12 protein-coding genes are annotated in these 12,151 nt (G+C 52.6%); all 12 read left to right on the plus strand.

Annotated features, from left to right (window positions below; all coding sequences use genetic code 11):
• The first annotated feature begins 7 nt into the window (after positions 1 to 7).
• The 12 genes from hppD (at position 8) to nuoE (ending at position 12,151) form a co-directional block, all read left to right on the plus strand.
• A complete protein-coding gene (gene hppD / locus CCY01nite_RS22295; protein ID WP_146866391.1) occupies positions 8 to 1,138 on the plus strand; it encodes a 4-hydroxyphenylpyruvate dioxygenase in 1,131 nt (376 codons plus the stop codon).
• Positions 1,139 to 1,278: 140 nt separating this feature from the next.
• Positions 1,279 to 1,839, plus strand: a complete 561-nt coding sequence (locus CCY01nite_RS22300) for an ORF6N domain-containing protein (RefSeq protein WP_146866393.1) — start codon at positions 1,279 to 1,281, stop codon at positions 1,837 to 1,839.
• 374 nt (positions 1,840 to 2,213) lie between these two features.
• Complete coding sequence (locus CCY01nite_RS22305) at positions 2,214 to 3,032, plus strand: L,D-transpeptidase family protein (protein ID WP_146866395.1); 819 nt, start codon at positions 2,214 to 2,216, stop codon at positions 3,030 to 3,032.
• A 171-nt stretch (positions 3,033 to 3,203) separates the two neighbouring features.
• A complete protein-coding gene (locus CCY01nite_RS22310) occupies positions 3,204 to 3,776 on the plus strand; it encodes a gluconate 2-dehydrogenase subunit 3 family protein (protein WP_146866397.1) in 573 nt (190 codons plus the stop codon).
• 36 nt (positions 3,777 to 3,812) lie between these two features.
• Positions 3,813 to 5,507: a GMC oxidoreductase gene (locus CCY01nite_RS22315; protein WP_146866399.1), complete on the plus strand. Its 1,695-nt coding sequence runs from the start codon at positions 3,813 to 3,815 to the stop codon at positions 5,505 to 5,507.
• 21 nt (positions 5,508 to 5,528) lie between these two features.
• Complete coding sequence (locus CCY01nite_RS22320; protein WP_146866401.1) at positions 5,529 to 7,226, plus strand: GMC oxidoreductase; 1,698 nt, start codon at positions 5,529 to 5,531, stop codon at positions 7,224 to 7,226.
• Between the two features lie 172 nt (positions 7,227 to 7,398).
• Positions 7,399 to 7,839: a CBS domain-containing protein gene (locus CCY01nite_RS22325; RefSeq protein ID WP_146866403.1), complete on the plus strand. Its 441-nt coding sequence runs from the start codon at positions 7,399 to 7,401 to the stop codon at positions 7,837 to 7,839.
• A 162-nt stretch (positions 7,840 to 8,001) separates the two neighbouring features.
• Positions 8,002 to 8,454, plus strand: a complete 453-nt coding sequence (locus tag CCY01nite_RS22330) for an NADH-quinone oxidoreductase subunit A (RefSeq protein WP_146866404.1) — start codon at positions 8,002 to 8,004, stop codon at positions 8,452 to 8,454.
• Complete coding sequence (locus CCY01nite_RS22335) at positions 8,435 to 9,073, plus strand: NADH-quinone oxidoreductase subunit B (RefSeq protein ID WP_146866406.1); 639 nt, start codon at positions 8,435 to 8,437, stop codon at positions 9,071 to 9,073. Before CCY01nite_RS22330 ends, CCY01nite_RS22335 begins: the two co-directional genes overlap by 20 nt.
• Positions 9,070 to 9,858 (plus strand): MBL fold metallo-hydrolase, encoded by a 789-nt coding sequence (locus CCY01nite_RS22340; protein WP_146866408.1) that lies wholly within the window; start codon positions 9,070 to 9,072, stop codon positions 9,856 to 9,858. Before CCY01nite_RS22335 ends, CCY01nite_RS22340 begins: the two co-directional genes overlap by 4 nt.
• Before the next feature lie 77 nt (positions 9,859 to 9,935).
• Positions 9,936 to 11,675, plus strand: a complete 1,740-nt coding sequence (gene nuoC, locus CCY01nite_RS22345; RefSeq protein WP_146866410.1) for an NADH-quinone oxidoreductase subunit C/D — start codon at positions 9,936 to 9,938, stop codon at positions 11,673 to 11,675.
• A gap of 11 nt (positions 11,676 to 11,686) precedes the next feature.
• Positions 11,687 to 12,151 (plus strand): NADH-quinone oxidoreductase subunit NuoE, encoded by a 465-nt coding sequence (gene nuoE, locus CCY01nite_RS22350; protein WP_146866412.1) that lies wholly within the window; start codon positions 11,687 to 11,689, stop codon positions 12,149 to 12,151.

Raw genomic sequence — 12,151 nt, forward strand, 5'->3', positions numbered from 1 at the left:
ATCTTTTATGAATACAGCAGAAGTTAAGCCGAAGACGGCTCAGGACCAACCCGATTTTCTGCCGCTGAATGGTACTGACTATGTGGAGTTTTACGTAGGTAATGCCAAGCAGGCAGCGCATTTTTACAAAACAGCATTCGGTTTCCAGTCGCTCGCCTACGCAGGTCCGGAAACCGGCGTGAAAGACCGCGCATCCTATGTGCTGGTGCAGAACAAGCTCCGCTTTGTGCTCACCACGCCGTTGCGCCCCGGCAACGAGATCGCCCGTCACATTGATGCGCATGGCGACGGTGTGAAAGTGCTGGCGATCTGGGTAGACGATGCGCGCTCCGCCTTCGAGGAAACCGTGAAGCGCGGCGCAAAGCCTTACCTGGAGCCGGTAACGGAGAAAGATGAATTCGGTGAAGTGGTGCGCAGCGGTATTCACACCTACGGAGATACCGTGCATCTGTTCATCGAACGGAAAAACTACAACGGACCGTTCCTGCCCGGGTACAAAGCATGGGCCAGCGATTATAACCCTTCCGATACCGGTTTGCAGTATGTGGATCACTGCGTGGGAAATGTAGGCTGGAATGAAATGAACACCTGGGTAGATTTTTACGCCACAACGATGGGTTTCCGCAACCTCGTGTCCTTCGACGACAAGGATATTTCCACCGAATATTCCGCGCTGATGAGCAAGGTGATGAGCAACGGCAACGGCCGCATCAAATTCCCCATCAACGAGCCCGCTGAAGGCAAGAAGAAATCCCAGATCGAAGAATACCTCGATTTTTACGGCAGCCCCGGTGTGCAGCACGTCGCCATCGCGACCAATGACATTGTGCAAACCGTCAGTGAATTGCAGCGCCGTGGCATCGAATTCCTGAAGGTGCCCGCATCGTATTATGAAACGCTGCTGGACAGGGTGGGCAAGATCGACGAAGAGATCGCACCGCTGCAGCAGCTCGGCATCCTCGTGGACCGTGATGATGAGGGTTATCTGCTTCAGATCTTCACCAAACCTCTGCAAGACAGACCTACCGTGTTCTTCGAGATCATCCAGCGCAAGGGCGCAAAATCATTCGGCAAAGGCAACTTTAAAGCCCTCTTTGAATCTATTGAGCGCGAACAGGCGTTAAGAGGCAATTTGTAAATGATACGGATTGAATGTTACAATAAGATCAACCTCGCAAGGCCGCCTTTTCAGGCGGTCTTTTTTTGTGCGGATTAATTTATGGCCTATATTTAACCAATGTTTTTTTAAACATTTTGTTAACCTAAACAACGAACGATATGCCAGTAAAAAAGCCTTCTCTCAAGGCGTTGCCAGCGAAGACCGGCAAACGGCGCAAACCGCTTACACCGGAAGAAAAGATCATCAGAAAGATCGTAGTACTGCGAAACGAGAAAATTATGCTCGACGTTGACCTTGCAGAGCTCTATGGTGTTGAAACCAGAGTTTTGAAGCAGGCTGTACGCCGCAATGCTGACCGTTTTCCGGAAGATTTCATGTTCGAACTCCGCGCTGATGAAGTGGATGAGCTGGTATCACAAAATGTGATACCAGACAAAAAGCAGTTGGGTGGCGCATTTCCGTTCGCGTTCACTGAAACAGGCATCGCCATGTTGTCGTCTGTTTTGAAGAGCGAACGGGCCATCGAAATGAACATTTTCATCATGAGAACCTTTGTGGCACTGCGAAAGATGTCGATCAACTATGACGAGGTCATGAACGCTTTGAAGTCCATGCGCATGCAGTACGACAAACAATTTGAGGATATATTCCGCGCTTTGGAGCTACTGATAAGGCCTCCGGAGTCTCCGCGTACATTGATAGGATTTCGAAAGCCTTGATGGTGGCTGGTTTGGCCTGGTATCACAACTTGTGATACCAGGCCAAACCCCGTACTACAGTGCCTTACAGCCGTTTCATTTTTAACTTTTCCAGTGTTTTAGGCACTTTCAAGCGAAAATCTTACACTTTCCCCACTAAAATCGTTAAATTTGACGTTTATATCTATGGAACTAAAAGAACTCTTCGGATATTTATTCATCCTTGCGGGGCTTTTACAGCTATTGACCGCTTACCTGATTTTCGCCGGAAATCACCACTATGTGTTACGTTTCGCCAAAAGAAAGGTAGGTATGGTAATATATATTATTTTTGCATTTATACTATTTTACCTGGCATATTATTTCCTGGTATGAAATCTGGAAAGCATAAACATATGAAGCGTATCGTATTTGGCATGTTGCTTTTGGCAGGCGCATTGAACGCACAGGCACAGCAGTCCTTCCTCGAGAATCAGAAGTTGTACCCGAGGGTGGGAGAGGCATTCCGTGAAAAAGAGGAAGCGCTGAAAAAAGAATTCGCTAAAAAAGGGATCAGCTATCCCGCCAAACAGATGTATATCCGCTCCTTCAAGCTGGACAGCGAGCTGGAGATCTGGGTACGGAACAACGTAACCGATACTTTCACCCTGCTGAAAACATACCGCGTGTGCTCCCTCTCCGGTAAAATGGGGCCGAAGCGCAAGGAAGGAGACCGGCAGGTACCCGAAGGCTTCTATTATATCAATGATTTTAACCCGAACAGCAGTTTCCACCTGTCGCTGGGTATCAACTATCCAAATTACTCAGACAAGATACTGAGCGACCAGAAAAAGCCCGGTGGCGACATCTACATCCACGGCAGCTGCCTCACCATCGGCTGTATTCCGTTAACAGATGATTTTATCGAAGAAGTATATATTCTTGCAGTAAATGCCAAGAACAACGGTCAGGATTTTATTCCTGTGCATGTTTTCCCGGTACGTTTCGGGAATACCCGCTCCCTGGACTATCTCGGCAGCATTTCCCTGACGGATAATGAAGCCCAGAAATTCTGGGTCAACCTGAAAGAAGCGTACGACTATTTCGAAAAGACACGCAAAATCCCTGTAGTGATGGTGAACAGCCAGGGCAAATACGTGTACACCGGCCGCGGCGCTTCCGGACAGGCACTGGCGCAGGCCAGGTCAGAAAATGCCACAGGTTCCGGCAAATAGCGATACATATTATAAAAATACACCAACATGGGGCGCAAACAACGGCGCCCCATGCTATTTTAGCACAACATCGTGTTAATTTTACACATTCTTGCTCCGCTTGGCCTAAATAATTTTGGAATCTCGTTTTTTTTTCGAAACTTTCCGGGAAGGTCAAATTAATTTACGTTTATGAATAGAAGAGATGCCATCAGGAATGTCGCGATCCTTATGGGAACAGCGCTTTCCGCTTCCACGTTAGCCGCACTCGAAGGCTGTACCTCCGGTACGAAGAATTACACGCTAGAAACACCCGAAACCAAAGCTCTGCTGGCAGAAATTGCCGAAACCATCATTCCCGAAACTTCTACGCCCGGCGCAAAAGCTGCCAAAGTAGAAGAATTCATCCTTGTAATGGTGAATGACTGCTATGATGAAAAAGCGCAGAAAGTATTTGTGGAAGGTTTGAGCAAAGTCAACGAGGAAAGCAAAAAACGCTTCTCCGGGAAAGACTTCATGAGTATCACACCGGAACAGCGTACCGAGCTGCTGACGGCTGTTGATCAGGAGCGGATAGATTACAATAAGCGTAAGGACAAGAAAAAAGATGATCCGGCTCACTACTTCCAGTACATGAAGGAATTAACGTTGCTCGGATACTTCACTTCCGAGCCCGGCTGCACCAAAGCGCTCCGCTATGTAGCGGTGCCCGGCCGCTTCGATGGCTGCGTCCCCTATAAAAAAGGAGACCGGGCCTGGGCTTAAACCAATCTTTCTTTATCATCTTTAAACACTTCTCTAATGAACCTGAATATAAAAGCACAGGACCAGAACACCTATGACGCCATCGTAATCGGCTCAGGGGTGAGCGGCGGATGGGCAGCCAAGGAACTCACCGAAAAAGGTCTGAAAGTATTGATGCTGGACCGCGGCAAGAACCTCGAGCACGGCAAATACGAAACCGCCACCATGGACCCCTGGCAATTCAAACACCGCGGCAAGATCACCCAGGAGCAACGCAAAACCCACGAAAAGCTCAGCCGCGACTACCCATACAGCGAACACAACGAAAAATACTGGATCAACGACAGCGAAAGCCCTTATAAAGAAGACAAACGCTTCGACTGGTACCGTCCCGATATCGTAGGTGGTAAATCCATCATGTGGGGCCGCCAGAGCTACCGCCTGTCAGACATCGACTTTTCCGCCAATGCCAAAGACGGTATTGCGGTTGACTGGCCGATCCGCTACGCGGACATCGCGCCCTGGTACGACTATGTAGAACGCTTCGCGGGCATCAGCGGCCAGAAAGAAGGTCTGCCGCAGCTGCCGGACGGCCAGTTCATGCCGCCGATGGATATGAACTGCGTGGAGAAAGACGTAAAGGCAAAGATCGAATCAAACTTTTCAGGCCGTAAAATGACCATCGGCCGTGTAGCCAATATCACGCAGGACCTGCCCGGCCGTACCAAATGCCAGTTCAGGAACCTCTGCAGCAGAGGCTGTCCCTTCGGCGCTTACTTCAGCACCCAGTCATCCACGCTCCCCGCGGCAAACGCAACCGGCAACCTCACCCTTCGCCCGGATTCCATCGTGAACTCCCTCATCTATGATGATGCAAAAGGCAAGGCCACCGGCGTGCGCGTGATCGACAAACATACCAAGGAAGTGATCGAATACTATGCAAAGATCATTTTCGTAAACGGCTCCACACTCGGCTCCACCTTCGTACTGCTCAACTCCATCTCCAAACGTTTCCCCAACGGATTCGGCAACGACAGCGGCGTACTGGGCAAATACCTGATGGACCACCACTTCCGCACCGGCGCATCCGGCATCGCGGAAGGCTACGATGATAAATACATGTACGGCCGCCGGGCGAACGGCATCTACGTTCCCCGCTACCGCAACATCGGTTCGGACAAACGTGATTACCTGCGCGGCTTCGGCTACCAGGGCGGCGCCAGCCGCGGCGGCTGGAGCAGGGGCGTTGCCGAAATGGGCGTGGGCAAAGACTTCAAGGAAATGCTCACAGAGCCCGGCGAATGGAGCATGGGCCTCGGCGGATTCGGAGAATGCCTGCCGTATGAAGATAACTACGTAACGCTGGACAATTCCGTGAAAGACGCATGGGGCCAGCCGGTATTACGCTTCAACGCGGAGTTCAAGGAGAACGAAGCGAAAATGCGGAAAGACATGGCGAACGATGCCGCGGAAATGCTCGAAGCAGCAGGTATAAAAAATGTGAAGACGTACGACAGAGGCTCATGGCCCGGCATGGCGATCCACGAAATGGGCACCGCCAGGATGGGACGCGATCCGAAAACATCCGTGCTCAACTCATTCAACCAGGTACACGCCGCGAAGAACGTTTTCGTGACAGACGGCGCCTGCATGACCTCCGCGTCCTGCGTGAACCCTTCGCTCACCTACATGGCGTTAACGGCGAGAGCGGCCGACCACGCGGTGAAAGAACTGAAGAAAGGAAATCTCTGATCCTATCGGAGCACTACACACATGAACCTAAACATTAAAGCAGAACAGGAGCATACATACGACGCCATCGTAGTGGGGTCGGGCATCAGCGGCGGCTGGGCAGCCAAGGAGCTGTGCGAGAAAGGGCTCAAAACCCTCGTGCTGGAAAGAGGCCGCAACGTGGAGCACATCAAGGATTACCCCACCGCCACCATGGCCCCCTGGGAATTCAAATACCGCGGCTGGCATTCGCGCGAAATGAAGGAAAAACACCCCATCCAGAGCCGCTGCTATGCTTTTGAAGAGGCCACGCAGCACTTCTGGGTGAATGATGTGGAGAATCCTTACAACGAAATAAAACCCTTCAACTGGCTCCGCGGATACCACGTAGGTGGCCGCTCGCTCATGTGGGGCAAGCAATGCTACCGCTGGAGCGACCTGGATTTTGAAGCGAATGCAAAAGACGGGCATGGGGTGGACTGGCCGATCCGTTATAAAGATGTAGCACCATGGTACACGTATGTGGAATCGTTCGTAGGTATCAGCGGTCAGGCCGAAGGGTTGCCGCAGCTGCCGGACGGCGTATTCCTGCCACCGATGGAAATGAACTGTGTGGAAAAACACGTGGCGGCGCGCATCAAAGAAAAGTACAAGGACCGCATTATGACGATCGGGCGCGCGGCGCATCTGACCAAGGGACTGCATGACCGCGGCCCCTGCCAGTACCGCAACATGTGCGCGCGGGGTTGTCCGTTTACCGGCTATTTCTCCAGCAACGGCGCCACTTTGCCCGCCGCGGCGAAAACCGGGAATATGACGCTTCGCCCGTATTCCATTGTGCTGGACGTGATCTACGACGAAAAAACACAAAAGGCCAAAGGCGTACGCATCATGGATGCCGAAACGAAACAAACGATGGAATACTTCGCGAAGATCATCTTCCTGAACGCATCCACACTCGGCACCGCCGCCATCCTCCTCAATTCAGTGTCCAGCCGCTTCCCCACTGGGCTCGGCAACGACAGTGACCAGGTAGGCCGCAACCTGATGGACCATCACTTCGGCGTAGGCGCCGGTGGTATCATGGAAGGCTTCGAAGACAAATATTTCTTTGGCCGCAGGCCCAACGGCATTTACATCCCGCGCTTCCGCAATACCAACGCTTCCACGAAACGCGATGACTATGTACGCGGATTCGGCTACCAGGGCGGCGCCAGCCGTGGCCGTGGCAACGGCAGCGAAGGCATCGGCATCGCGCTGAAAGAATCACAGAGCGAAGCGTCCGGCGAATGGAGCATGTGGATCGGCGCCTGGGGCGAACATCTGCCGTATGAGGATAATACAGTAAGGCTGAATAAAGATAAAAAAGACAAATACGGATTGCCCACGCTGGACATCGACTGCAGTTTCCGCGATAACGAGCTGGCCATGCGGAAAGACATGCTGGACAGCGCGAAGGAAATGCTTGAATCCGCGGGACTGAAGAACGTGGGTGGCAGTGATGACATGCCGCCTCCGGGGCATTGCATCCACGAAATGGGTACCGCACGCATGGGCCGCGATCCGAAAACATCCGTGCTCAACGGCTGGAACCAGATGCATGCCGTAAAGAACGTCTTTATCACAGACGGCGCCTGCATGGCCTCCTCCGCCTGCCAGAATCCTTCCATCACCTACATGGCGCTAACAGCAAGAGCAACGGATTATGCCGTGAAAGAACTGAAAAAACAAAATATCTGACGTTTACAGTAGCGTAAAAAACGTAAAATGTAACGTACGTAGAATAAAAGGGAAAGAGAAAATAGCTGTTACGACGCTTTCTTTTTCCCTTTTACTTTTTGCTTTTATAAGAAAATAAGGCTAACTTAAAGTAGGTTTTTCACATTATTCGTCAACTCAAAATTAGCTTACCATGGGAAGAGTCAGAAATATCTTGGTGGGCAAAGGAAATGAGGTTTATTCCGTACACCCGGACAGTACGGTGTATGAAGCCCTGAAGGTTCTTGTAGACAGGAACGTAGGTGCGCTGGTAGTAATTGAAAACAACAAATTCCTCGGCATTTTCTCAGAACGTGATTACGCACGCAGGGTTATCCTCAAAGGCCGCGCATCCAAAGAGACCACTATCCGCGAAATTATGACGGAGCATCCGATCACTGTTACAGAAGATGAAACCATAGAAACATGCATGTGCAAAATGACCGATAAAAGAATCCGGCATTTACCAGTAGTAAATGATGAAGGAACATTAGTCGGCTTGATATCCATTGGTGACGTTGTAAAGTTCATCATGGATGAGCAGAAGGAAATTATTGAGAACCTCGAATGTTACATCCACGGCACTCACCACTAGCTAGGCATTTCCACGACCAACACACAACCCATTGAATTTGTTTTATTGTTAGATCTGACAAGGACGTTCAGTAATGAAGCGCGCGTTAAAGCTAGTTTGGATATGCAATAAAACAAGCCTCAGCAAAGGATCAAACAGATCTGAATAATAAAACGTACAGCCATGAGTCCGATGTGGCCTTTCCTTGTTTTTGCCGGCATCATAATGGTGCTCGTCCTCGTCATCCTTGGACTGTCCTATATATTGGGGCAGCATCATAAAGACCGCGCTACCGGCGAGGCTTACGAATCCGGTATCCTCTCCACCGGCTCCGCCCGCTTGCGCTTTCCCTCCCAGTTTTACCTCGTTGCCATGTTGTTCGTCATCTTCGATATTGAGACCGTTTTCGTGATCTCATGGGCCATTGCGTTTGGCGAACTCGGATGGGCGGGCTTCATCGGCGTATCCGTATTTATTTTGATCTTGTTGGTTGTATTGATTTATGAATGGCGCAATGGCGCGCTGGACTTCGGTCCCGACGGAAAGAAGATACTCCGCGCCTACAAAAAGATGCGCAGGAAAAGCAGTTCCATTTCCATCATCAAAAAACAGCAGCATGAAGTGGTGGCTCACTGAACCGAAAGACGCAGCGCCGGACCGCAACGGCCATTTCTCCATTGAGGAAACAATGGGGCAAAGCGTAATGCTCACGTCCGTGGACCGCTTGCTGGCCTGGGGCCGGAAGAACTCGATGTGGCCTTTCCACTTCGGACTATCCTGCTGTTTCGTGGAAATGGCCACCGGCATGACGCCCAAATACGATCTCGCGCGCTTCGGTGCGGAAGTGATCCGCGGCACGCCCCGCGAAGCGGACGTGATGGTCATTGCCGGCACGGTATTCATCAAAATGGCGCCCATCATCAAACGGCTATACGAACAAATGATGGAACCCCGCTGGGTCATCTCCATGGGCTCCTGCGCCAACTCCGGCGGCATGTACGACATCTATAGCGTTGTGCAGGGCGTGGATAAATTTCTGCCGGTGGATGTATATGTGCCCGGATGCCCGCCGCGGCCGGATGCCTTCATGCACGGGCTGGTGCTCTTACAGCAGTCCGTAGGCAAGGAAAAGCGCCCGCTCAGCTGGGTGATCGGGGAACAGGGCGTTATCAGGCCGGAGAAGATTTCCATGAAAGACGTGAACCGCGGGAAACGCCAACAAATGACCGATTTCAAAACAACGGATGAAATATGAAAGTGAAAAGGATCACAGCAAACGTATATGAGATACCGTTAGGTCGTGTGAACAGCTTCCTCTTGGAAGATGACGAGCTGACGCTGATCGATACCGGCGCTCCCGGCCAGACCGGCCGTATCCTGGACGCGGTGCGGCAGACAGGGCGCGGGGTGGAGGAGATCCGCCACATCCTTTTAACACATAGTCATCCTGATCATAGCGGCAATGCGGCGGAGCTGAAGCAACTCACCGGCGCCAGACTCTATATGCATCCCGCGGAAGTGCCGCTGGTGCGGCAGGGAGACGTGCCAAAGCCGGACGATCCTTATTTTCCCGGCCTTGTGCAAAAGCTGATGTATAATCTCATGATCAAAAATAGTCCCGGCGCCATCCGGCCGGTGGAAGTGGACGAAGAGATAGGGGATGGCGACTGGCTGCCGCTGGCCGGCGGCATTCACGTGATACATGTACCCGGCCACAGCGCGGGACAGCTGGCTTTCTTCATGCCGGGACAAAGAAATGTGCTCTTTGCCGCGGATACGGCGATGAACATGTTCGGCCTTGGCTATTCCGTCTTTTATGAAGATGAAGAAATGGCGATGCATAGCCTGGAAAGATTATCGACTTTTGATTTTGACATAGCCTGTTTCGGTCACGGCCGCAGTATGCTGCATGAGGCCGCGGAACGTTTCAGGCACAAGTTCCTGAAGCCCCCGGTGCAGAGCGCCGGCAGGCAACCGCAGTATCTTGTACTGCAGGAAGATGATATCATCCGGCTCCAGGAACCGGAAGAAAGAATTTAAACTGGTACAGAAGCTCATGTAAGCAAGGGAAAAGTTCTACAGCATGGCGCATCGATGAACGCAGTAAAAACGTGATCATGCCCGCGAGTATCTTTAACACCCTCTGCTCCCGGTTCGGTGAGAATATTTTCCACGAACAGCTCACCCGGGATGAGACGCCCACGATCTGGACGCCGTCGGGAAAGATCATTGCCGTGCTGGAATACCTGCGTTCCGAAGCCGAACAGCCGTACAACATGCTCTACGACCTCACGGCTGTCGATGAACGCGCCCTCAGCAGCAAATACAACGGCACAGGAGATTTCACCCTCGTTTACCACCTCTTTTCATTTGAACGCAACGAATTTGTCCGCCTCAAGGTCGCCCTCCGCGGAGAATACCCTTCCGTTCCCAGCATCACCCACCTCTGGCCCTGCGCCAACTGGTACGAACGCGAAGTGTTCGACATGTTCGGTATCCGCTTCGATGGGCATCCCTTGCTGAAGCGTATACTCATGCCCGTTACATGGAAAGGGCATCCCCTCCGCAAGGAACACCCCGCCCGCGCCACAGAGATCGGCCCCTTCCAGCTGTTTGACGAGAAAATGGACAGGGAACAGGAAGCCCTGCAGTTCTCACCCGAAGAATGGGGCCTCAAGCGCCGCAGCGAAGACGCGGATTTCATGTTCCTCAACATCGGCCCCCAACACCCCGGCACCCACGGCGTACTACGCATCATCCTGCAACTGGACGGCGAGGACATTGTGGACGCCGTTCCGGACATCGGCTTTCACCACCGCGGTGCTGAGAAGATGGGGGAACGGCAATCATGGCACACCTACATTCCATATACTGACAGAATAGATTACCTGGGCGGAGTGAACAATAATCTTGCTTACCTGCTCACGGTCGAAAAGCTCGCCGGCATCCAGGTCCCTGCACGCGCAGAAACGATCAGGGTCATGCTCTGCGAGCTTTTTCGCATTGCCAGCCACCTTGTATGGTACGGCACCTTCGCGCAGGACGTAGGCCAGCTCTCGCCCGTGTTCTATATGTTCACCGACCGCGAAAAAGTATTCGAGATCATAGAAGCCATCTGCGGCGGCCGCATGCATCCCAACTGGTTCCGCATCGGCGGCGTGGCGCAGGACCTGCCTAACGGATGGGATACCCTCGTCCGCAATTTCATCAATTACTTCCCGAAGAAACTCAAGGAATACGACAAGATGGTGATGCGCAACGCCCTGTTCAAAGCGCGCACCGTCGGCATCGGCGTGTACACCCTCGAAGAAGCGATCGACTGGGGCGTTACCGGCCCCGGCCTGCGCGCCTGCGGCCTGGAATGGGACATGCGCAAGCAGCGCCCCTACAGCGGCTATGAAAATTACCAGTTCGATATACCCATCGCGGAGAACGGCGATTGCTACGATCGTGCAGTCGTTCGCGTGAACGAAATGTGGCAAAGCCTGCGCATCATTGAGCAGTGCCTGGACAATATGCCCGCCGGCGCGTATAAATCCGATCACCCCCTCGCCACACCGCCGCTGAAGCAGTTCACGATGCAGGACATCGAAACGCTGATCCATCACTTCCTTAACGTGAGCTGGGGACCCGTGATCCCGCCCGGCGAAGCGATGGTGGTCACCGAAGCCACCAAAGGCTGGAACAGCTATTACCTCACAAGCGACGGCAACACATCGCCCTACCGTGTGAGGGTGCGCACCCCGTCGTTCGCGCACATGCAGATGATACCATATATCAGTCGCGGCTACACGGTGGCCGACCTGTTATCCATACTCGGCGCCATGGATTATGTGCTGGCCGACATAGACCGATAAAATGAACTGACATGCTAACCACATCAGAAAAGGAACAGATCGAACAGGAGATCCGGCAGGTGCCGGTAAAAAAGGCAGCCTGCATAGAAGCCTTGAAGATCGTACAGCAGCACCGCAGATGGGTGTCGGACGAAGGGATCAGGGATGTGGCGGACATACTGGAGATGAGCCCGGAGGAAGTGGACAGCGTTGCCACCTTCTACAACCTCATATTCCGGCAGCCCGTGGGCCGGCATATCATTCTCCTGTGCGACAGCATCAGCTGTTATGTAATGGGGTTCCGCGATCTGCACCGCCAGCTCGTTAACCTGCTTGGCATTCAATACGGCCAGACCACACCGGACGGCCGCTTCACCTTACTTCCCAATCCATGCCTCGGTACCTGCGACCATGCGCCCGCCCTCATGGTGGACCAGGACCTGTACCGCGACCTGGCGCCGGATGTATTGGAAAATATTCTCGCTAAATATACCTGA

Origin of the sequence: Chitinophaga cymbidii, assembly GCF_007992715.1 — a bacterium.
GTDB lineage: Bacteria > Bacteroidota > Bacteroidia > Chitinophagales > Chitinophagaceae > Chitinophaga > Chitinophaga cymbidii.